Source organism: Gordonia sp. p3-SID1431 (genome assembly GCF_025143765.1).
GTDB lineage: Bacteria > Actinomycetota > Actinomycetes > Mycobacteriales > Mycobacteriaceae > Gordonia > Gordonia hongkongensis.
In genome coordinates this window covers 60658-82665 of record NZ_JAMBDT010000005.1, presented here as the reverse complement: position 1 = coordinate 82665, position 22008 = coordinate 60658, and the positions used below count along the sequence as shown (strand labels likewise).

The following is a 22008-nucleotide window of genomic DNA, read 5'->3' as shown; positions in this document are numbered from 1 at the left end:
TGGATGTCCGATACGACCGGTGTCACGAATCCATCCCTCCCGGTGCCGTTCGCGCCCACTACTTTGCTGAGGCTTACCAAAGCGAAGACTAGACCCGAAAACGCGTACGGCATAGGGCATATCGGCTCATTCGGCCGGCCTGGCACCCCAAATCACGCCCGGCCAGGACTTTTGCGCACCGTGATTTGATGTCGTCTGTCTGTGCGGTGGGCGGATTGTCGGAATCAGCCTGGACGGGTCGGGCCCGCGACGGGAATCGCCTGGGTCATCATGGGTGGATGGTCTCTACTCTCGACACCGCGCGCCGTGACAACGTAATCCTGGTGCACTGGCACGATCTCGGCCGCCATCTGCGGTGTTACGGCGCCGATGGCGTCGAGAGTCCCGTCCTCGACGACCTCGCGGCCGTCGGCATCCGGTTCGCCGACGCACACGCGACGGCGCCGCTGTGCTCACCGGCCCGCGGTTCCCTGTTCACCGGGCGCTACCCGCACGGCAACGGGCTCGTCGGCCTGGCCCACCACGGGTTCGAGTACTTCCCGGACGTGCGGACCCTGCCGGCTCTCCTCGCGGGTGCGGGCTACCGCTCGGCACTCTTCGGGATGCAGCACGAGAGTGCGGACCCCGGCCGGCTCGGATTCGACTCGGTGGATGTGTCCGACTCGCGCTGCGACTACGTGGTGGACCGGTCCCAGGACTGGTTGCGACGACATGCGCACGACGATCGGCCGTTCTTCCTGACGGCGGGCTTCTTCGAAACGCATCGTCCCTACCCGGCCGACGAGTACAAGCCGGCGGACACCAGCACGATCGCTGTGCCCGGGTTCCTGCCGGACACCGACGACGTGCGCGACGATCTGGCGGGTCTGCACGGCTCGATCACGAAGGCCGACTCGGCCGTGGGCCGGCTCCTCGACACAGTCGCCGAACTCGGTCTCGACGACTCCACCTGGATCGTGTTCGTCACCGATCACGGTCTGGCGTTCCCACGTGCGAAATCGACGCTGTACGCCGAGGGCACCGGGATCGCATTGATCATGCGCCCGCCGTCGCGGCTGGGGATCACGCCGACGGTCTACGACGATCTGTTCTCGGGGGTCGACCTCACGCCGACGCTGCTCGACCTGGTGGGCGTCGACATCCCGGACACGGTCGACGGTGACTCGCACGCCCCCGCGCTGGTGGGAACCGAATCCACGGCCGTTCGCACCGAGGTGTTCACCGAGAAGACCTACCACGATGCCTTCGATCCGATCCGGGCCGTGCGCACCAAGGACTTCAGCTACATCGAGAACTACGCGGCGCGGCCGGCGTTGTTGCTCCCGCTCGACATCGCCGACAGTTTGTCGGCGCGGTCGCTGGATCGGCAAGAGGTGCAACAGGATCGGTCGCGGGTCGAGCTCTACGACCTGCGTTCCGATCCGCATGAGCGCAACAACCTCGCCGACGACCCGTCGTATGCGCACGTCCGGGATGAGCTCGCGCGGGCGTTGGCCGACTGGCGCGAGCGCACCCATGACGACTTGCCCGATGAAGCGGCCGGCACGGCGACGGCGGAGGCCTTCATGGACGCATTCCACGCCAAGGCGGCGCAGGTCGAGGCCGAGGAGGAGGCATTGCCGTCCCGGCGTCCGCTGGGTGCCCGTCGCGAGTTGGCCGGGGACATCACATCGGGCGAGAGCTGAGGGGCGTCGGCGCGAAAGCGTCATCTCGGACACGCGATCTCACGACACCCACAGCGCGGTCTCGGTGTCAATGGTTTCGACCCGGCTGCGCGTAAAAGGCCAGCTTGCGGTGCTTTTCCCGCTCGCTAGACTCGTCTTTCATGTCAGCGAAGTCCTCGTCGGGACCGGCAAACTATCTGGTGTGTGCCAGCCAGCGCAGCGGCAGCACGCTGCTGGTGGAGTCGCTCGCCGCGACCGGCGTCGCGGGTCGTCCGGAGGAGTTCTTCCAGTACTTCTCGGATTCCTCGGCGGCTCCGCAGCCGCGTGAATGGTTCGCCGGTGTCAGCGATCCCACCATCCTCGAGCTCCTGGAGCCACTCGATCCCGGGGTGGTGGACACCCGCGATTCGGCCACCTGGCGCTCGGATGTGCGGGCGGCGGGTCGCACGCCGAACGGGGTGTGGGGCGGCAAGCTCATGTGGAACCAGACGCCGCTGCTGATCTCGCGCAGCCGGGTCGCGTCGGGTTCGTTGCGCGGCGCCGTCCGCTGGCTGTTCGACGGAGCCGATCCGCTCTACGTGCACGTCCATCGAGAAGATGTTGTGCCGCAAGCGGTGTCGATGTGGCGCGCGGTGCAGACCCGCGTGTGGCGGCACGACGGCTCGGACACCGACGAGAACGACGAGGCGGTGTATCACGCCGGCGGTATCGCCCATCTCGCCGCCATCTTGAGCGACCAGGAACGACAGTGGCGCAATTGGTTCGCCGCCGAGGGGATCGAACCGCTCGAGATCGGGTTCCGGGACCTGGTCACCGATCCCACGAAGGCGACCGCACTGGTGCTGGAGAAGATCGGGCAGGACCCGGAGCTGGCGCCGCCGCCACCGCTGAAGCCACAGTCCAATTCGCGGTCCAAGGAGTGGGCCCGACGCTATCGAGAAGACGCCGAACGAAACGGATACCCACTGTGACCGCTGTAGACGAGACCTCGCTCGACCGGGCGACCGGCGACCGGGCCCGGCCCGGGGACGCGGGCGACTTCGACCATGTGACCGCCATCCGGGTGTTGGAGGCCGAGGCGGTGCACATCATCCGCGAGGTGGTGGCGGAACTGGAGCGGCCGGTGCTGCTGTTCTCCGGCGGCAAGGACTCCATCGTCCTGCTCCGGTTGGCCGAGAAGGCATTTCGGCCCGCGCCCCTGCCCTTCCCGATCATGCACGTCGACACCGGCCACAATTTCGACGAGGTGATCGAATTCCGTGGCCGACGGGTCGCGCCGACCGCCGAGAATCCCGAGGGCATCGAACTCATCGTGGCCTCGGTCCAGGAGTCCATCGACTCCGGACGAGTCGCCGAGTCCACCGACCCGTCGGGTTCGCGGAACCGCCTGCAGACCCGCACCCTGCTCGATGCGCTGGAGGAGGGCGGATTCGACGCCGCGTTCGGCGGCGCCCGCCGCGACGAGGAGCGTGCCCGCGCCAAGGAGCGCATCTTCAGCTTCCGCGACGAGTTCGGGCAATGGGATCCCCGCGCCCAGCGACCCGAACCGTGGTCGCTGTACAACGGGCGGATCCGTCGTGGGGAGTCGGTGCGTGTGTTCCCGCTCTCGAACTGGACCGAGACCGACATCTGGCGCTACATCGAGCTCGAGGGCCTCGAGCTGCCCTCCATCTATTTCGCCGCCGAGCGGGAGGTCTTCGACCGGGACGGCATCCTGCTCTCGGTCTCGGAGTACTCACGGCCCCGCGACGGTGAGGAGGTACGGACCGAGTGGGTGCGCTACCGCACCGTCGGTGACCTGACCATCACCGGGGCGGTTCGCTCGCGGGCCACCACGATCGCCGAGATCATCGCCGAGATCAGCGAATCCATCGTCTCCGAACGCGGGGAGACCCGCGCCGACGACCGCACGTCCAGCGCCGCCATGGAAGACCGCAAGCGCGAAGGATACTTCTGATGACTCTCACCTCGCCACAGCCGGTCGTCCCCGCCGGTGACGAAACAAGCACGTCCGCAAGGCAATTCCTGCGGATCGCGACCGCGGGCAGTGTCGACGACGGCAAGTCCACGCTCATCGGCCGGATTCTGCACGACACCGGCAGTCTGCCGACCGATCATCTCGCCGCGGTCACCGACGGCGACGGTGATGTCGACCTGGCCGCCCTCTCCGACGGCTTGCGCGCCGAACGCGAACAGGGCATCACGATCGATGTCGCCTATCGCTTCTTCTCCACGCCCACACGGAGTTACGTCCTCGCCGACACCCCCGGACACGAGCGGTACACCCGCAACATGTTCACCGGGGCGTCGAACGCGCACGTGGCGATCCTGCTCGTCGACGCCCGGCACGGCCTGCTGCGGCAGACCCGACGCCACGCCCGGATCGCAACTCTCGTGGGCGTGCCGCACGTGATCGCGGCGGTCAACAAGATCGACCTCGTCGATTACTCCGAGCACCGTTTCGACGAGATCCGGGCCGACCTCGCCGAACTCGCGGTGCAACTCGGGATCGGGGAGATCCCGGCGATCCCGGTGGCCGCCAAGCACGGGGACAACGTCGTGCACCGCTCGTCGAACACCCCGTGGTACTCCGGGACAACGCTGTTGGAGTACCTCGAGGACGTCGAGCTCCACGCGCCCGCGCCGGTGACCGAGGAACTGCGCCTTCCGATCCAGTGGGTGTCGCGTCCCAGCGAGTCGAACCGGCGTACCTACACCGGCCGGCTCGCTTCCGGAACACTGCGCGTCGGTGACGAGATCGTCGTGCTGCCGTCGGGAAGCCGGTCGACCGTCACGGCGCTCGATACCCTCGATCCCACGAGAGACGTTGCGGTGGCGCCTCTCTCGGTGGGAATCCAGGTCGCCGGCGACATCGACATCGGTCGCGGCGACGTCATCGTGAGCGGTGCGGACGGAGCGCATGTACCGGTCCTGGCCCGCGAGATCGATGCGCACGTGTGCTGGTTGTCGAACTCGCCGCTGCGGGCCGGTGACCGCGTCGCCCTCAAGCACGGCCCGTCGACGGTCCGCGCCACCGTCCAGTCCCTCGAGCGGCGCCTCGACCCGGACACCCTCATCGAGCACGTCGCTCCCGGTGAGCTCGTGCTCAACGACATCGGCACCGTCACGCTGCGGACGTCGTCGGTGGTGCCGGCCGACCCCTATGCGAGCAACCGCGACACCGGCGCGTTCATCCTCATCGACGAGGCCTCGAACGACACGGTCGGCGCGGGGACGATCCTCGAGCCGCGCGAGGTCATCCCGGGTAAGGCGACGCGCAACGACATCAAATGGCATCCGAGTTCGCTGGCGCGTGCGGAACGGTGGGCGCACACCCAGCAGCGCGGAGCGACGGTGTGGCTCACCGGTCTACCGGCGTCGGGCAAGTCCACCGTCGCCGTCGCGCTCGAGCGGGCCGTCGTCAGCCGCGGGCGCGTCGCCTACCTCCTCGACGGCGACAACATCCGGCACGGGATCTCCGACGACCTCGGCTTCTCCGCCGGTGACCGCGCGGAGAACATCCGCCGTGTCGGCCACGTGGCCCGACTCTTCGCCGACGCCGGGGTCATCGCGATCGCGTCGATGGTCTCGCCGCTGCGTTCCGACCGGGAGATCGCGCGTGAACTGCACCGCGCCGCCGACCTCGACTTCATCGAGGTCCACGTCTCCACGCCGGTCACCGAATGCGAACGCCGTGACCCCAAGGGCCTCTACGAACGCGCGCGACGCGGCGAACTCCGCGGGCTGACCGGCATCGATGCGCCCTACGAGAGTCCGGAGAGCCCCGATCTGCGATTCGACACCACCGGCGCGGACATCGACCGGCTGGCGTCGCTCATCCTCGGTGCGCTGATGGATCGCGGCATCATGGCGGGGTGAGTTGCTGTCATCCCCCGGGACCCGCGCACGGCGGCCCGGGTGCGCCGTTCCCGCCGGCCGAGCACGCCGGTGGCGGTCCCGGAGTGCACCCGATCGAGACGGTGGACATCCCGGCCGGGGGCTTCGCCATGGGGGATGCGTTCGACGAGGGGTACCGCACCGACGGTGAGCGACCGGTGCACGAGGTCGAGCTCGGTGCGTACTCGATCGACGCGACGACGGTGACCAACGCCGCGTTCGCCACGTTCGTCGCGGCGACCGGACACCAGACCGATGCCGAGCGATTCGGTGGTTCCGCGGTGTTCCACACTTACGCCACCGCGCCGGGCGAACCCGTGCCGGGAACACCGTGGTGGCTCGCGGTCGAAGGTGCGTCGTGGCGCCACCCGGCGGGTCCCGGCAGCCGGGTCGACGATCTGGCCGACCACCCCGTCGTCCACGTCAGCCACCGCGACGCGCAGGCCTATTGCGCCTGGGCCGGACGTGTCCTGCCCACCGAAGCGCAGTGGGAGTACGCGGCGCGGGGTGGGTTGCGCGGCCGACGATATCCGTGGGGGGACGCGGAGCCGACCCCGGAAGAGCCCCGCTGCAACATCTTTCGCGGCGAGTTCCCGGATGCGCCGACCGCCCGGGTCGGCACCGTGCCCGTGCGGGACTTCGAGCCCAACGGCTTCGGCCTGTACCAGTGCGCCGGCAACGTCTGGGAGTGGTGCGCCGACATCTTCGGCGCGCGGTACTACCGCGTCTCCGACCGCATCGATCCGGGTGGGCCGGGGCGGGGCCGCGCACGCGTCCTGAGGGGCGGCAGCCATCTCTGCCACGACTCGTACTGTCATCGCTACCGGGTCGCCGCGCGATCGCACAACACGCCGGAGTCGACGGCGAGCAACATCGGGTTCCGGACCGTCGGTCCCGCGGCCGGCTGACATCCATCCGGCCGACAACCCGTCCTGCACGTCCCGGGACACAGGGCCCGCTCGCTGCGCTCCCGGCGCCCGGGACACAGGGCCCGCTCGCTGCGCTCCCGGCGCCCGGGACACAGGGCCCGCTCGCTGCGCTCCCGGCGCCCGGGAACCGAACTCCGCCGTGGTCAGTTGGATCAGCAGACTGTGTGTCGATTTCCGGGAGACCCGATCGGCTGTGCGATCGTGGTTCCCCTCGGGCGGTGTCCGCCCGAAAGTCGTCGGACCGGAGAGGGGAGTAGGGCAGGAATGCGTGTGGAGGGCCGGGATGCGGTGCGTCGGGAGTCGAGGCGGCCGAACCCGTGGAGGAACGGCCTCATGGCCTCGGCCGTGGCGGTCGCGTCGTCGGTGCTGCTGGCCGGCTGCATCGACCTGCCGTCGCTGACCAGGCCGGACATCCCGGAGGGCATCCCGCCGGGGGCAGGCGTGCCCCAGCCCTACATCGACATCAACGCACCCGGGCGTACCGCGGACAGGATGCACGACTGGGCCGTGCCCATCGCGGAGTCCACCGGTATCCCGGTCGTCTCGCTCCAGGCCTACGGCAACGCCGCCGAGATCCAGCGCCAGCAACACCCCGAGTGCGGACTGAACTGGACCACGCTGGCGGGGATCGCCGGCGTCGAGAGCAAACACGGCCACTACCGCGGCTCCGACGTGGCCGACAACGGCGACGTCAACCCGCCCATCCGGGGCGTCAAACTCGACGGCACCCGCGGCAACATGGAGATCCTCGACACCGACGGCGGCGCACTCGACGGCGACGCCACCCACGATCGAGCGATGGGGCCGTTCCAGTTCATCCCGGAGACGTGGAAGCGCTACGGCGTCGACGCCAACGGTGACGGCGTCCCCGACCCCGACAACATCGACGACGCCGCCCTCTCGGCGGCCCGCTATCTGTGTGTCTCCGCCGGCAACGACATGACGACGCCGGAAGGGTGGGAGAAGGCAGTCCGGACCTACAACAACTCGATGGCCTACGTCCTCGACGTGCGCGATCACGCCAACGCCTACTCGATCAACGTCCGCTTCTGAACCCTGCCGGGAAGGGCTTCAGCGCTTGCGTCGACCTTGTCACGTGCGGCTTCGGCGCAGCCACTAGGCTCTTGCCTATCGGCCGGCACCAGAACCGGCCGTCGTCGGCGTAGGCGGCCCCGTCGGAGGACACATCTCCTGGGATCACGCCGACGAACTCGTCCACCGAGATTGGGGTGCAACCGTGGCAATCATCGAGCAGGTAGGTGCGCGTGAGATTCTCGATTCGCGGGGCAACCCGACGGTCGAGGTCGAGGTCGTCCTGGATGACGGCACCTTCACCCGGGCCGCCGTGCCGTCCGGGGCGTCGACCGGCGAACACGAGGCCGTCGAACTGCGCGACGGTGGCGACCGGTACCTGGGCAAGGGCGTCACCAAGGCCGTCGAGGGTGTCCTCGGGGAACTGGCCCCGGCCGTGATCGGGATCGAGGCCGAGGAACAGCGCCTCGTCGACCAGGCACTGCTCGACTGCGACGGCACCCCCGACAAGAGCCGTATCGGCGCCAACGCGCTGCTCGGTGTCTCGCTCGCGGTCGCCAAGGGCGCGGCCGAATCGGCCGGGCTGCCGCTGTTCCGTTACATCGGCGGACCCAACGCCCACATCCTGCCGGTGCCGATGATGAACATCATCAACGGTGGCGAGCACGCCGACAACGGCATCGACTTCCAGGAATTCATGATCGCCCCGGTCGGCGCGCCGACCTTCAAGGAGGCGCTGCGGTGCGGTGCCGAGGTCTACCACGCCCTCAAGGGCGTCCTGAGCAAGCAGGGCATGAGCACCGCACTCGGCGACGAGGGTGGCTTCGCCCCCGACCTGCCCAACACCGAGGCGGCCATCGCGGTCATCGGTGAGGCGGTCGGCAAGGCCGGCTACAACTTCGGCCGCGACGTCGTCATCGCGCTCGACGCCGCAGCGACCGAGTTCTTCTCGAACGGTGCCTACAAGCTCGAGGGCAAGGAACTCGGCGCCGACGAGATGGTGTCGTTCTACGAGAAGCTCATCAGCGACTTCCCGATCGTCTCGATCGAGGACGGTCTGTCCGAGGACGACTGGGACGGCTGGGCCAAGCTGACCGAGTCGATCGGCGATCGGGTGCAGCTCGTCGGTGACGACCTGTTCGTCACCAACCCCGAGCGTCTCGAGGAGGGGATCTCCAAGGGCATCGCCAACGCACTGCTCGTGAAGGTGAACCAGATCGGCACCCTGACCGAGACCCTCGACGCCGTCGCACTCGCGCACAACAACGGCTACAAGACGATGATGAGTCACCGGTCCGGTGAGACCGAGGACACCACCATCGCCGACCTCGCCGTCGCCTGCAGCTGTGGACAGATCAAGACCGGCGCCCCGGCCCGCTCCGAGCGCGTCGCCAAGTACAACCAGCTGCTGCGGATCGAGGAAGGACTCGGCGACGCGGCACGGTACGCGGGCGACCTCGCCTTCCCGCGTTTCTCGTTTGGTTCGTGATTAGCTGTCTGCATGGCTTCGCAGCGACGTCACCGCGGTGACGGGCGTCAGCGTGGGCGCGATCGTCGGGTAGACGCGCGCTCACGCGAACGCGCCCGTCGCACGCGGCGGCACGCTCGTCCTGCGTCGTCGGCGGCGCCCGAGGAAGCGGTCGAGGCGGCCGGGCACGAAGTTCCCGCCGATCTCGACGCACCGGTCGCCGACGAGACCTCGGATTCCGGGGTCCGTCGGGTGGCGCCGGAGCGTGTGCCGCGAACCCGCCGTCGTCCGGCCCGCGCCGGCATCGGCGCCCGCCTGCGTGGTGTCGAGATGACCCCGGCCGGCCTTGCGACGCTCGTCATCACCGTCGTGGTGGTGTGCGTGGTGGCACTGACCCTCGCGATGCCGCTGCGGACGTACTTCAGTCAGCGTTCGGAATTCCGTCAGCTGACCGCGTCGAACGAGCAGCTGCAACGCGAGGTCGCGGACTATCAGCAGAAGGTCAACGAGCAGAACGATCCCGCCTACATCGAGGCCCAGGCGCGGACGCGTCTGCAGTTCGTCAAACCAGGAGAGATCCCGCTCGTGATGTTGTTCCCCGCCGACGAGGCACGGCGCGAGGCCGCCGAACGTGCCGAAGAGCGCGCTCGCGCACCGTGGTACGGAAATCTCTGGGACACCCTGTCGACCCCTCCCGGCGTGCAGTGAGTTCCTCCTCCGGCCACGGTGTCTCCGCGGAGGATCTCGCCACGGTGGCCGCCCAGCTCGGACGCGAACCGCGCGGGGTCCTCGAGATCAGCTACCGCACACCTGACGGGAAGCCCGCGGTCGTCAAGACCGCGCCCCGGCTGCCCGACGGCACACCGTTCCCGACGTTGTACTACCTGACCGATCCGCGTCTGACCGCCGAGGCGAGCCGCCAGGAGTCGGCCGGTGTCATGAAGGGCATGACCGCGCGCCTGCACGACGACGCCGAACTCGCCGCGGCGTACCGCCGTGCGCACGAGGACTATCTCGCCGAACGCGACGCGATCGAACCCCTCGGCACCGATTTCACCGGTGGCGGTATGCCGGACCGGGTGAAGTGCCTGCACGTCCTGATCGCGCACTCCCTCGCCAAGGGTCCGGGACTCAATCCGCTCGGTGACGAGGCGGTGGCGCTCGCGGCCGCGAACGGGTTGCGCGGCACCGCGATTCCGGAGGACTGGCCCGAGCCGTCGGACGCGGGGACCGACGAGTGACCGTCGTCGGAGCCGTGGACTGCGGCACCAACTCGATCCGCCTGCTCGTGGCGAAGCCGGGCCCGGACGGGCGCCTCGTCGATCTCCATCGTGAGATGCGTGTGGTCCGACTGGGTTACGGCGTCGACGCGACCGGGATGTTCGCCGCGGAATCGATCGAGCGGACGCGCGTCGCCCTCAGCGACTATGTCGACACGATGGAAGCGCTCGGCGTCGAGAGAGTGCGGATGGTCGCCACCTCCGCGACCCGTGACGCGTCGAATCGCGACGAGTTCTTCGCCATGACCGCCGATCTGCTCGGGTGCGTGTCCACCGGCGCGATCGCCGAGGTCATCACCGGCGACGAGGAGGCGCGGCTGTCGTTCCGCGGGGCAGTCGGCGAATTGGATGCGGCGGATGGGCCGTTCGTGGTCACCGACCTCGGCGGCGGTTCGACGGAAGTCGTCCTGGGCGATGCGGACGGGGTGACCGCGGCGTACTCGGCCGACATCGGGTGTGTTCGGCTGACCGAGCGTGCTCTGCCGTCCGACCCGCCCACGCCGGCCGAACTGGCCGCGGCGACCGAGTTCGTGCGCGAACGTCTCGCCGAGGCGTTCGCCGCGGTGCCGGTTCAGTCCGCTCGCACCTGGGTGGGCGTCGCCGGCACGATGACGACGCTCGCCGCGCTCGGTGCCGGCCTCCCCGAGTACGACTCGGACGCGATCCATCTGTCGACGATCTCGCTGCCCGAACTCGACCGGGTCTGCCGGAACCTGATCGGTATGACACGCGCCGACCGCGCGGCGCTCGGACCGATGCACCCCGGGCGCGTTGACGTCATCGGCGGCGGATCACTGATCACCCTCGAGCTCGCGAGAGTGCTGTCGGAAAGTGCCGGTATCGACGAACTCGTCGTGAGCGAACACGACATCCTCGACGGGATCGCGTTGGGAATACTCGACTGAGCGGTGCTCGATCCAGTTACCATGCGTCGCATGGCATATAACCTGCGTTGCCCCTGCGGTGAGTCCATCACGGCCCTCGAAGCCGACTTCGTGCCGTCGGTCCAGGCCCACCTCGCCGCCGAACATCCCGGCCGCGACTACAGCGAGACCGAGATCATGATGATGGCCATGACCGTTCCCGACCGTTCGGTGAAGTCCGACGGCTGAGCGGCGTCGGATCAGACGGCAGCCGGATCGCGCAGCGAGATGTTGTTGCACGCCTCGCAGACCGACTCGGGGATGACACCGCGGCGCTGCAGGAATCCGAAGATCGTGCAGCCCAGGCAGAAGCCGAAGACGGCCTCTAGCGTAGCGGCGGCGATCAGCACGCCCGTGGCGAGTTGGGCGGCGAGCCCGTAGCCGAGCAGGCTGAGCACGAAGGCGGTCCCGCTGACGACGAGGCCGATGGTCTGGGCGAACCGCTTGGGCGGCCCCGGGACCAGCTTCTCCTTGCGGATGATCTTCGGCACGAGGAAGCGCACCGAGAGTTGCCCGAAAGGCGACAGGGTCGGTCCCGATGCCACACGCAGCGCGAATCCCAGGGTGAGGATGCCATAGTGCACGGGCGTGTTCACCGACACCGCGATGATCGCGAGGACGACGACCAACCCGGCGGTACTGCGCGCGGCGTAGTCGTTGACCGGGTTCGGGAACGTGAGGACAGAGCGCACCGACATCGGGCAACAACCTCCGGAGAGCGGGGACAATCGCCGACCAAGGTACGTGCGACGGCCCCATCGGGCAACGATTGCGCCCAGGGTGAATCGATCGGTGCCGGTCAGGACCCTGCGGTCGGGTCCATTCGCGGCTCGGACGCGGCGATGTCCCGCGGGTCGTCGACGTCCGGTTCGTCCTTGTCGGTCTCGCCGCCGTCGGAGGCGAGTTCCGCCTCGCGGGAGACCTCGCCCTCTTGGTCGATACCGGTCTGCTCACCGACGTCGATGCGGTCTGGCAGTTCGTCCATGTCCACTCCGGTCACCTCTCTGGCCTGTTCGGATTCGGCGTACGGGGCCGAGGTGTCCACCTCGGACGACGCGTCCGCGAACTCGGCGTCGATGATGCCGCTCGCGTCGTATCGCGGGTGTGCGTCGGCTTTGGCCTTGCGGGCGGCCTCGCGCATCTCGAACCCGTCGGTCACGATCTCACCGATCTCGCGGGTCACGCCCGCGACGGCTCCGGTGATGATGGTCGCTATCCGGCCGACATGGGTGGCCGTGGACTCGATCAATTCCTGGAACAGATCCTTGTTGCGTTCGATGCTGTCGACCATCGCTTCGGGAATCCCCCTGCAGTTGGTTGCGGCTGGAGCCTGATCGGTGTGCCCAGAGCCTACCCCCGGGGCACACCGATCAAACCGGCGTCAGGCGACCGAGGCGGGCTTCTCGCGCTCGACGATGACGGTGAGATCGTTGTCGTCGCGCGTCATCCAGTTGGGCAACGACAGCTTCGCGATCTTCTTCCAGGTCGACGCGAGCTGGTGGCTCAGCGAGCCGGTGTTGTACGGCAGTCCGTAGCGTTCGCAGATCTCCCGGACCTCCGCGGACATCTCGGGGTAGCGACTGGCCGGGATGTCGGGGAAGAGGTGGTGCTCGATCTGGTGCGAGAGGTTGCCGCTCATCACATGGAACAACGGGCTGCCGGTGATGTTGGCCGAACCGAGCATCTGCCGCAGGTACCACTGGCCCCGCGTCTCGTTCTGGCATTCCTCGGACGTGAATGTCTGTGCACCGCTGGGGAAGTGGCCACAGAAGATGATCGAGTATGTCCACACGTTGCGCACCAGGTTGGCGGTCGCGTTGCCGATGAGGGTCGGGACGAACAGCGGGCCGGTGAGCGCGGGGAAGACGACGTAGTCCTTGAGGACCTGACGACCGGCCTTGCGCCACATGCCTTTCACCAGGCCCTTGATGTCACTCCACTTGCGCTTGCCGGCGATGACGTTCTCGGCTTCGAGGTCGTGCAGCATGACGCCCCACTCGAAGAGCAGCATGAGGGCGGTCGCGTAGCCGAGGTTGCCCAGGTAGTAGGGGTTCCACTTCTGATCGCGGTCCATTCGCAGGATGCCGTAACCGATGTCGCGGTCCTCACCCAGGATGTTGGTGAAGGTGTGGTGCAGGTAGTTGTGGCTGTGCTTCCACTGATCGGCCGGACAGACGGTGTCCCACTCGAACTCGCGGGAGTTGTAGGTGTCCTCGCGCATCCAGTCGTACTGACCGTGCATCACGTTGTGGCCGATCTCCATGTTGTCGAGGATTTTCGACACCGAGAGGGCGCCCACCGCGGCGATCCACGCGGGCGGGAAGAACCCGAGGTACATGAGTGCGCGTCCGCCGATCTCGAAACCGCGCTGGGCGCGGATCACCGAGTAGAGGTAGTCGCGGTCCTTCTGGCCCAGGTCGGCGACGATCCGGGCCCGCAGGGCGTCGAGGTCTCGCCCGAGCGCCTCGACCTGCTCGTAGGACATGACGACGGTGTTGGGGTCGTCCGCGACCTTCTGGTCGGAGCCGACGCGATGCAGCGCGGGCAGGTTGTCGTCGATGGTGGTCTCGACGTCACGGCTGATGTCGATGGTCATGGCATTGCCTCCTTCTCGGAGAGGAGATGTGGCTGGGAAGGGTGGATCCGGGGGATCAGCTCGTGGACATCAGATGTCGATGTCGACCGAGCCGACCGGCGCGCTGATGCACAGCTGGATCCGGGTGTCGGACTCGTCGTCGATCTCGCCGGTCAGGACGTTGCGGGTGCACCCCGACTTCTTCGTCGCGACGCAGGAGAAGCAGATCCCCATCCGGCACCCGGATTCAGGCGTGAGCCCGGCCGTTTCGGCCTGGTCCAGGATCGGACGGCCGTCGTTGGTCGCCGACGTCCCCGACGAGGAGAACGTGACCTCGCCCTCGACGGAGTCCGGGTCGACGGCCGGGATGACCGGCGCGAAGGCCTCGCTGTGCAACGGCTGGGTGATGGCGAGCTCGGCATGGACCCGTGCGACCTCGTCCATGAGGGCGGCGGGGCCGCAGACGAACACGTCGGCGTCGGACAACCCCGGGATTCCCTCGAGGTGGTCGGCGCTGAAGTGTCCGTCGTCGCGCGTGTGGTAGACGCGCAGGTCGAACCGGGGATGGCTGTCCGCGAGCTCACGCAACTCGTCGCGGTAGGCGACGTCGGCCGGGGTGCGCGCATAGTGCACGAACGTGATCGGTCCCGCGTACCGTCGGGCGACGAGTGTTCGCGCCATTGAGAGTACAGGTGTAATCCCGCTGCCGCCGCTGACGAAGACCGCCGACGTCGGGTCGGTGTCGGGAAGCACGAACTCGCCGTCGGCGGCGGACAGCCCGACGACGTCCCCGGCGCGGGCGTGCTCACGCAGGTGGGTGGACACGAAGCCGTCGTCGTGCGCGGTGATGGTCAGCTCGATCTCGCCGTCCGGGCCCGCGGCGGCGTTGGCCGGCGAGAAGCAGCGGGTGTGCCGAACGCCGTCGATGACGACCTTGAGCTGCACGAACTGGCCGGCCTCGTGGCCTCGCCACTGACGGGTCGGACGAATGGTGAGGCGGACGGTGCGCGCCGTGGGACGCTCGACACGGGTGATCTCGCCGCGCAGATCGCGCCAGGTGATCATCGGATCGAGCAACTCGAGGTAGCGGTCGACCGGATGCGGCGACAGCGCTGCCTCCACGATCGAACCGACCAGACGGCTCCACCGGCCGGGCTCGGCGCCGGTGTCGGCGCGGGTCTGGTCCTGGGGTGTGCGGATGCTCATGGGCTGGGCTCCGTTCGGTCTGTTTCGGTGTACATGTGTACACCGGCAAGTGTGACACAGCGCGATGGTCGATCGTCAAGTGTTCGCTGATGTGACTGCCGTCACGACACCGCCTGTGCCTCTCCGCCGCGTCGGCTGACCCGACGCATAGACTCGGATGCGTGACACGCACGCGAGAGCCGAGCCGGCGCGATGCGCAGACCCGTGCGGACCGCAAGAACCAGACGCGACAGGCGTTGCTGGACACCACGCGGTCACTGGTCGGCGAGCGCAGTTTCGGCAGCATCAGCCTCCGTGAGGTCGCCCGTGGCGCCGGGATCGTGCCGACCGCCTTCTATCGCCACTTCGCATCGATGGAGGATCTCGGGGTCACCGTCGTCGAGGACTCGATGCGCGTCCTGCGACGGGCGCTGCGTGAGGGACGACGCGACCTGGCGGCGCGTGACGCCCTGCCCACCGCACAGAACTCGCTGGCCATCCTGCTGCGGCACGTCCGCGAGAACGAGTCGCAATTCCGGTTCCTGGTGCGCGAGCAGCGGGGCGGCATCGCCGAGATCCGTCGTGCGATCGACACCGAACTCCGGTTGTTCTCCAAGGAACTCGCGATCGATCTCGCCCGGATGCCGGACCTGGCACGGTGGCAATCAGACGACCTCGAACTGGCAGCGGAGCTGATCGTCATCATCATGCTCACCGCGGTGGCCGATCTGCTCGACGGTGAGTATCGCGGACGTTCCGCCGAGCAGGAGATCGTCGAGCGCACCGAGCGGCAACTCGTGATGGTCTTCCTCGGCATGGGGCAATGGCGTCCATCGACCGACTGAGCTGCGGGGATCGGACGCCCTGGTAGTCGCCGACCTACAGGTTGTCCGCGCTCTCGGTGAGTCCCGACCCGCCGGGCGGGAGTAGCGGGCGAGGTGGCAGCGGGGAGGAGTAGACCACATTGGTGGTGACGCTGCCGAGGGTTCCGACCATGCCGCTGACCCGTTCCAGGTGCTTCATGTCGGTGGCGACGACCTTCATGATGAAACAGTCGTCGCCGGTGACGTGATGCGCCTCGATGACTTCGGGTAGCCCTGCGAGCAGGGTGTGCAATGGCTCGTACCTGCTGCTGGGATACCGCAGCCGTAGGAAGGCCAGGATCGCGAACCCGAGCCGCTCGGGGTCGACGCTGGCGCTGTAACCGCTGATCACCCCGGATTCTTCGAGGCGGCGCACGCGCTCGGCTGTGGCGCTGTGACTCATTGTGATCTGCCGGGCCAGTTCTGCAATGCTCTGCCGTCCGTTCGCTTGAAGCGACGTCAGGATTGCCGTGTCGACCCTGTCGGGCTCGAAAGTGAGATTCTTCGCCATCGAGCAATAATGCCATGAAAGTACCGGCGACTCCGACAAGGTGCCGGGAAGTCGACCTTCCGTTGGCGAACGGACGTGAATAGCGTCGAGGCATGCCAGATTCGCCGTCATCAGACCTCTTGATATCCCACTTCGCTCGCAAGCTCGGCTTTGAGACCGATGCGTCCGACGTGCACGCCGATCAGGAACGCGGTGTGAACTTCGTCTTGATCGACTCACGAGGTGAGGCGGCGTGGGCGCAGGGGCGCATCGTCGGAGCCGTGCACATGCCGACGTCACAGATCGCCGCACGCGCCGTCGACGAGATAGCAACGAGCACACCGGTTGTGACGTACTGCTGGCGGCCCGGATGCAATGGTTCGACGCGGGCCGCGCTGGAGTTCGCCAAGCTGGGTTACCGGGTCAAGGAGATGATCGGCGGTTACGAATACTGGGCGCGCGAGGGCTACCCCGTCGAGAATGATCACAGCCGGATCATCCGGTCCAAAGACCCGCTCACCGTGCCACTGGACTCGGTGGTCTGCGACTGCTGAAACAGTCGTACCCGCCGACGCCTAGCGGCCGGGCCCCGCGGTTGTCGATTTGCCCTCAGGGCGATTTCAACTGTGGTCCGCCGACGCGATGGTGCCGGACACTGGGCCGAGGCACCGCGCCGGCCCACTCGCCCCGAGGCGGGAGTCGAGGCGGTGTCGTGCTCGTCACGTGCCGACCCGACCGAAAGGTGCCCTCGCGGTGTCTCTGCATTTCCACTGGTTCCTGCCCACCTACGGCGACTCGCGCAATCTGATCGCGGGCGGCCACGGCAGCCAGATGACAGGGGACCGGCCGGCCGATCTGCGGTACCTCAAACAGCTCGTCGGCGCCGCCGAGGCCAACGGCTTCGAAGCCGTCCTGACCCCGGCAGGTCTCTGGTGCGAGGACGCCTGGCTGACCACCGCCGCTCTGATCGACGCCACCGAGAGCCTCAAATTCCTGGTCGCGTTCCGCCCCGGGCTCATCTCGCCGACGCTGGCCGCCCAGATGGCCGCCACGTTCCAGTGGCATTCGCAGGGCCGCCTGCTGGTCAACGTCGTCACCGGCGGCGAGTCGAGTGAACAGCGCGCCTTTGGCGACTTCCTGGCGAAGAACGCGCGGTACGAGCGTTGCGACGAGTACCTGGAGATCATCCGCCGGCTCTGGACCGAGGAAGAGCCCGTCGACGTGGTGGGGAAGTACCTGCGCGTCGAGGGTGCGCAGCTCGGACGTCGTCCCGATCCGACGCCGGAGATCTTCTTCGGCGGATCGTCGCCGGCCGCCGGTGACGTCGCCGCCAAGCACGCCGACACCTACCTCACCTGGGGCGAGCGTCCGGACGCGGTGGCCGAGAAGATCGCGTGGGTCAACGGTCTCGCGGCCGCGCAGGGCCGGGAACTCTCGCACGGCATCCGTTTTCACGTGATCGCCCGCGAGACGTCGGAGCAGGCCTGGGCCGAGGCGGCCCGTCTGCTCGGTGCGCTCGATCCGGCCCAGGTCGCGACTGCGCAGCAGAACCTGGCGCGCTCGGAGTCCGAGGGCCAGCGACGTATGTCCGAACTCCACGGTCGTGGAGCCGGTTTCGCCGACCACAACGATCCGCACTCGCTGGAGATCCACCCCGGCGTGTGGGCCGGGGTCGGGCTCGTCCGTGGTGGTGCGGGTACGGCGCTGGTCGGCTCCTACGACGAAGTGGCCGCACTCATCGCCGAGTACGCCGCGCTCGGACTCGACCACTTCATCCTGTCGGGCTATCCGCATCTCGAAGAGGCGTACCACTTCGGAGACGGGGTCCGGCCCGCTCTCGCCCGGCTCGGACTGCTCGACCCGGCGTCGGCCGGCCCGTCCGTGGCCGTGCGCACCGCGTTCCTGCCGCGTCTGCAGGCCGCATCATCCTGATCGACAACACTTTTCACCTTCACCACGTCCCTTCTCGCCATGTAACCGACACCTCGCGGAGGTAGCCATGTCCACCGAGTCCATCGCGGACCAGATCAAGTTCGCCTACTGGGTGCCCAACGTCAGCGGTGGCCTGGTCACCAGCACCATCGAGCAACGCACCGGCTGGGACTACGACTACAACGTCAAACTCGCGCAGACCGCCGAGAACAACGGTTTCGAGTACGCGCTGTCGCAGGTGCGGTACGAGGCGAGCTACGGAGCCGAATACCAGCACGAATCCACCAGTTTCAGCCTCGCACTCCTGCTCGCCACGCAGCGGCTGAAGGTGATCGCGGCGGTGCACCCGGGGCTCTGGCATCCGGCCGTCCTGGCCAAGCTCGGCGCCACCGCCGACCATCTGTCCAAGGGTCGCTTCGCGATCAACGTCGTCAGCGGCTGGTTCAAGGACGAGTTCACCCACCTCGGCGAGCCGTGGCTCGAGCACGACGAGCGGTACCGGCGCAGCGGAGAGTTCCTCGAGGTGATCCGCAAGATCTGGACCGAGGACGAGGTCGACTACCGCGGCGACTTCTACCGCATCCACGACTTCACGCTGAAGCCCAAGCCGCTCAACACCGTCGAGCGTCCGAACCCCGAGCTGTTCCAGGGCGGGAACTCCTCGGCCGCCCGCAACAACGGCGGACGGTACGCGGACTGGTACTTCTCCAACGGCAAGGACTTCGACGGCGTGACCGAGCAGCTCGACGACCTCCGCGCCGTCGCACGTGCCCACGAGCGCGAGGTGAAGTTCGGGCTCAACGGCTTCATCATCGCGCGGGACACCGAGAAAGAGGCCCGCGACACTCTGCGCGAGATCGTCGAGAAGGCGAATCGCCCTGCGGTGGAGGGCTTCCGGGACGCCGTCCAGCAGGCCGGGAACTCGACAGGCGACAAGAAGGGCATGTGGGCCGACTCGTCGTTCGAGGACCTCGTCCAGTACAACGACGGCTTCCGGACCCAGCTGATCGGCACCCCGGAGCAGGTGGCCGAACGCATCGTCGCCTACAAGCGTCTGGGCGTCGACCTGATCCTCGGCGGCTTCCTGCACTTCCAGGAGGAGATCGAGTACTTCGGTGAGAAGGTGCTGCCTCTGGTGCGCGAGATCGAGGGCGCCCAGAGCGACACCGCCCCGACGCCTGCGGGAGTGGCGTGACCGCAGTGAGCCAGGCGCGGGTCCGGTCCGCCGTGCGGATCGGGTCCGAGGCCGAGGCGCTGTCGATCGCGCGCGAATTGGCCGCCGAATTCGCGGTCGGGGCGGCCGAGCGCGACCGCGAACGTCGGTTGCCCCATGCCGAGATCGACCGTCTGTCGCAGTCGGGGCTGCTGGCACTCACCGTCCCGGCTCGGTTCGGCGGTCTCGACCTGCGTCCCAGTGCGCTCGCCGAGGTGGTGTCCATCCTGGCCGCCGCGGACGCGAGCATCGCGCAGATCCCGCACAGCCACTTCGTCTACCTCAACCTCGTCCGCCTGTCCGCGGGAGAAGTGTTGCAGGAGCGCATCTTCGCCGACGTCCTCGCGGGTGGACGGGTGGCCAACGCGCAGTCCGAGCGGGGCGGCAAGACCATCGCCGACATCTCGACACGGTTGAGTCCGGTGGCCGATCGAGCATCGACGCGTTTCGTCCTCGAGGGTGAGAAGTTCTATTGCACCGGTTCGTTGTTCGCGGACACCCTCGCCGTCCTCGCGCGGCTGGACGTCGCCGTCGGCGACCTCGCACCCGGGGAGTACGTGGCTTTCGTCCCGGCCGATGCCGACGGTGTGAAGATCGTCGACGACTGGGATGCGGTGGGACAGCGCACGACCGGCTCGGGGACCGTCCGGTTCAGCGGGGTCGGCCTGGGTTTCGCGGATCTGGTGGCGCGCGCACCGGCAACATCTGCGCCCACCGGTTACGGCGCCTTCGCCCAGCTGCTCCATGTGGCGATCGACGTCGGTATCGCCCGCGGTGCGCTGCGCGCGGCGTCGGAGTTCGTGCGTACGAAGTCGCGACCGTGGTTCGAGGCGAATGTCGAACGAGCAGTGGATGATCCGCTGTTGGTGCAGCGCTTCGGCGAGTTGGAGGTCGAGGTCGCGACCGCCGAGGCGACCCTCGCCGCGGCCGGTCGAAGAGTCGACGCGGCGGTGGGAGGTACCCCGGAATCGCCCTCGCGCGAGTTGGTCGCGGAGGCCTCGATCGCAGTCGCGACGGCGAAGGTGGTGGCCGACCGGGTGGCCCCCTCGGTGGCGTCGGCCCTGTTCGAGGTGAGCGGGACCCGCAGTGCCGCCGGTGGCGGGGGTCTGGATCGCTTCTGGCGCGACGCCCGGACGCACACGCTGCACGACCCCGTGCGATGGAAGTACCAGCACATCGGGCGCTGGGTTCTGCGCGGCGAGGAGCCGCCCCTGCACGGCGTGATCTGACCGGGGGGCGTCCGGCGTCGGCGTCAGAGGTAGCGGCCGACGAGCGGCACGGCCTTCTTCGGGGTTTTCGCGTTGAAACCGTCGCCGATCGCACGCAGTTTCCACTCGCCGCCGTCGCGGGAGATGACCGCCATCGCGACCGCGGTGAACGGCATCCCGCCCTTGAGGGTGTAACGGGCCAGCTCGGCGGAGGTCGTCTCGTCGACGAGGCGGCAGTAGGCGTTCTCGATCTTCTCGAACGTGTGGCCCCGGTACGACGTGACGATGAACATCAACGCGTCGATCTGGGGTGGGACCGACTGCAGCGCAACGCGGATGACCTCGTCGTCGCCCTCGCCTTCACCGGTGAGGTTGTCGCCGGAGTGCAGGATCGAACGGTTCTTGCTGTTGAGGTGACCGTAGTAGACGGTCTCGACGCATTTCCCGCCCGATAACATGAGCACCGAGGCGTCGAGGTCGATCGAGCCCCCGCGCCCGAATCCGCCGCGCACCGGATCCCACCCGAGTCCCATCTGGATGTCGGTGAGTGCCACGCCACCCTCCTTGCGGAGGGTGACCTTCTGGCCTTTCGCCAAGCTCACCGGGGCGCCCTTGCGCAGACTGACTTCCGCGGGCTGCGCGGGTGCCGGGGGCGCGGGAGTGGGCGGCGCCGCCGCCGGGGGCGCGGGTGCCGGGGGAGTCGGCGCCGACGGCCGCGAGTAGCTGATCGGCGTGGGCGGGGCGGGCGTCGGTTGCGGCTCGTCGTCGACGCTCACCCCGTGGTCGCGGACCAGGTCGGCGAAACCGCCCGCGTATCCCTGACCGACGGCACGTACCTTCCACTCGCCGTTGCGCCGGTACACCTCGAGGGCGATGACCACCGACTCGCTGGTGAGGCCGGTGACGGTGAAGTCGTACAGCGCCCGGCCCGCTTCGTCGGTGACGTGAGCGACCGGCGGTGCGAAACGGCCGAAGGTCGACGACGCGTCGTCGAGCGTGATGACCGCGCGGACCGCGTCGATGTCTGCAGGTACTCGAGCGGTCGAGATGTGCAGTCGCGCAGAACCTGCGGCGGCCTGTTCCAGCCGGACGCCGGGCCCGGTCGGCTGGTTGTAGAAGACGAAGTCGTCGTCGGTACGCACCACCCCCCGGTCGGTGACCAGCAGGGCCGACAGGTCGGCGGCGGTCGCGAGGTCCACCGTGACGATGACATCGGGGGTCGGCAACGGGCCGTTCTGGCCTTTGGTCAGAGCAGACATCTCCGGGCGTTTCCTCACATCAGTCGGGCCGCATCCGTATCGGCGCCGGGAGCGGAGCGAGCGGGCCGAGTCCGTGCCGTCCGGGTGGAC

The 22008-nt window shown here is 68.1% G+C and carries 22 protein-coding genes; 16 read left to right on the top strand and 6 right to left on the bottom strand.

The features are described 5' to 3' along the window. Positions 1-278 precede the first annotated feature (278 nt). From M4D77_RS02940 to M4D77_RS02890, 11 genes are all read left to right on the top strand, one after another. The gene (locus tag M4D77_RS02940; RefSeq protein WP_259935515.1) at positions 279-1685 is read left to right on the top strand and encodes a sulfatase; all 1407 of its coding nucleotides are present in this window, start codon (positions 279-281) and stop codon (positions 1683-1685) included. 140 nt (positions 1686-1825) lie between these two features. Next, positions 1826-2635: a trehalose 2-sulfotransferase gene (locus M4D77_RS02935; protein WP_259935514.1), complete on the top strand. Its 810-nt coding sequence runs from the start codon at positions 1826-1828 to the stop codon at positions 2633-2635. Then, the gene (cysD, locus tag M4D77_RS02930; protein WP_396266490.1) at positions 2632-3621 is read left to right on the top strand and encodes a sulfate adenylyltransferase subunit CysD; all 990 of its coding nucleotides are present in this window, start codon (positions 2632-2634) and stop codon (positions 3619-3621) included. Before M4D77_RS02935 ends, cysD begins: the two co-directional genes overlap by 4 nt. After that, positions 3621-5543 carry an adenylyl-sulfate kinase gene (cysC, locus tag M4D77_RS02925; RefSeq protein ID WP_259935513.1) on the top strand — a complete coding sequence of 641 codons (1923 nt, stop codon included), beginning with the start codon at positions 3621-3623 and terminating at the stop codon, positions 5541-5543. The genes cysD and cysC overlap by 1 nt, the downstream gene beginning before the upstream one ends. After that, positions 5540-6469: a formylglycine-generating enzyme family protein gene (locus tag M4D77_RS02920; RefSeq protein WP_396266489.1), complete on the top strand. Its 930-nt coding sequence runs from the start codon at positions 5540-5542 to the stop codon at positions 6467-6469. Before cysC ends, M4D77_RS02920 begins: the two co-directional genes overlap by 4 nt. 285 nt (positions 6470-6754) lie before the next feature. After that, positions 6755-7543, top strand: a complete 789-nt coding sequence (locus tag M4D77_RS02915; RefSeq protein ID WP_065631991.1) for a lytic transglycosylase domain-containing protein — start codon at positions 6755-6757, stop codon at positions 7541-7543. 184 nt (positions 7544-7727) lie between these two features. Then, a complete protein-coding gene (eno, locus tag M4D77_RS02910) occupies positions 7728-9011 on the top strand; it encodes a phosphopyruvate hydratase (RefSeq protein ID WP_058250807.1) in 1284 nt (427 codons plus the stop codon). 12 nt (positions 9012-9023) lie between these two features. Further along, positions 9024-9698 (top strand): septum formation initiator family protein, encoded by a 675-nt coding sequence (locus M4D77_RS02905; RefSeq protein ID WP_068970645.1) that lies wholly within the window; start codon positions 9024-9026, stop codon positions 9696-9698. Beyond that, the gene (locus M4D77_RS02900; RefSeq protein ID WP_137810720.1) at positions 9695-10231 is read left to right on the top strand and encodes a DUF501 domain-containing protein; all 537 of its coding nucleotides are present in this window, start codon (positions 9695-9697) and stop codon (positions 10229-10231) included. Before M4D77_RS02905 ends, M4D77_RS02900 begins: the two co-directional genes overlap by 4 nt. Further along, positions 10228-11175 carry a Ppx/GppA phosphatase family protein gene (locus M4D77_RS02895; protein WP_137810719.1) on the top strand — a complete coding sequence of 316 codons (948 nt, stop codon included), beginning with the start codon at positions 10228-10230 and terminating at the stop codon, positions 11173-11175. Before M4D77_RS02900 ends, M4D77_RS02895 begins: the two co-directional genes overlap by 4 nt. Positions 11176-11205: 30 nt before the next feature. Next, a complete protein-coding gene (locus M4D77_RS02890; protein WP_171011688.1) occupies positions 11206-11382 on the top strand; it encodes a hypothetical protein in 177 nt (58 codons plus the stop codon). An 11-nt stretch (positions 11383-11393) separates the two neighbouring features. Here the strand turns inward: M4D77_RS02890 and M4D77_RS02885 are convergent, their stop codons facing one another. The 4 genes from M4D77_RS02885 to M4D77_RS02870 all read right to left on the bottom strand — a co-directional run bounded on the left by M4D77_RS02885 (position 11394) and on the right by M4D77_RS02870 (position 14974). Beyond that, entirely contained in the window at positions 11394-11891 is a 498-nt protein-coding gene (locus M4D77_RS02885) for a DUF4395 domain-containing protein (protein WP_259935512.1), read from the bottom strand. Between the two features lie 101 nt (positions 11892-11992). Beyond that, positions 11993-12484, bottom strand: a complete 492-nt coding sequence (locus M4D77_RS02880; protein WP_065631996.1) for a hypothetical protein — start codon at positions 12482-12484, stop codon at positions 11993-11995. Between the two features lie 90 nt (positions 12485-12574). Continuing rightward, positions 12575-13789 (bottom strand): acyl-CoA desaturase, encoded by a 1215-nt coding sequence (locus tag M4D77_RS02875; RefSeq protein ID WP_259935509.1) that lies wholly within the window; start codon positions 13787-13789, stop codon positions 12575-12577. Between the two features lie 69 nt (positions 13790-13858). Next, positions 13859-14974, bottom strand: coding sequence for a ferredoxin reductase (locus M4D77_RS02870; protein ID WP_259935507.1), 1116 nt, complete (start codon positions 14972-14974; stop codon positions 13859-13861). 161 nt (positions 14975-15135) lie between these two features. On the opposite strand from M4D77_RS02870, the gene M4D77_RS02865 reads away from it, so the two are divergent. Next, positions 15136-15798, top strand: coding sequence for a TetR family transcriptional regulator (locus M4D77_RS02865; RefSeq protein WP_065631999.1), 663 nt, complete (start codon positions 15136-15138; stop codon positions 15796-15798). Positions 15799-15832: 34 nt separating this feature from the next. Here M4D77_RS02865 and M4D77_RS02860 read toward each other — a convergent pair whose 3' ends face one another. Continuing rightward, the gene (locus M4D77_RS02860) at positions 15833-16438 is read right to left on the bottom strand and encodes an Lrp/AsnC family transcriptional regulator (RefSeq protein ID WP_259935506.1); all 606 of its coding nucleotides are present in this window, start codon (positions 16436-16438) and stop codon (positions 15833-15835) included. Between M4D77_RS02860 and M4D77_RS02855 the strand changes: the two genes are divergently transcribed. The 4 genes from M4D77_RS02855 (at position 16420) to M4D77_RS02840 (ending at position 20680) form a co-directional block, all read left to right on the top strand. After that, positions 16420-16860 carry a rhodanese-like domain-containing protein gene (locus tag M4D77_RS02855; RefSeq protein WP_226512834.1) on the top strand — a complete coding sequence of 147 codons (441 nt, stop codon included), beginning with the start codon at positions 16420-16422 and terminating at the stop codon, positions 16858-16860. The two genes, M4D77_RS02860 and M4D77_RS02855, sit on opposite strands and share 19 nt — an antisense overlap. Positions 16861-17059: 199 nt before the next feature. Continuing rightward, a complete protein-coding gene (locus M4D77_RS02850) occupies positions 17060-18238 on the top strand; it encodes an LLM class flavin-dependent oxidoreductase (RefSeq protein WP_226512835.1) in 1179 nt (392 codons plus the stop codon). Between the two features lie 67 nt (positions 18239-18305). Further along, a complete protein-coding gene (gene sfnG / locus M4D77_RS02845) occupies positions 18306-19433 on the top strand; it encodes a dimethylsulfone monooxygenase SfnG (protein ID WP_058250796.1) in 1128 nt (375 codons plus the stop codon). Then, a complete protein-coding gene (locus M4D77_RS02840; protein ID WP_065632003.1) occupies positions 19430-20680 on the top strand; it encodes an SfnB family sulfur acquisition oxidoreductase in 1251 nt (416 codons plus the stop codon). Before sfnG ends, M4D77_RS02840 begins: the two co-directional genes overlap by 4 nt. 23 nt (positions 20681-20703) lie before the next feature. Here the strand turns inward: M4D77_RS02840 and M4D77_RS02835 are convergent, their stop codons facing one another. Next, positions 20704-21918: a TerD family protein gene (locus tag M4D77_RS02835; protein WP_226512837.1), complete on the bottom strand. Its 1215-nt coding sequence runs from the start codon at positions 21916-21918 to the stop codon at positions 20704-20706. Positions 21919-22008 lie beyond the last annotated feature (90 nt).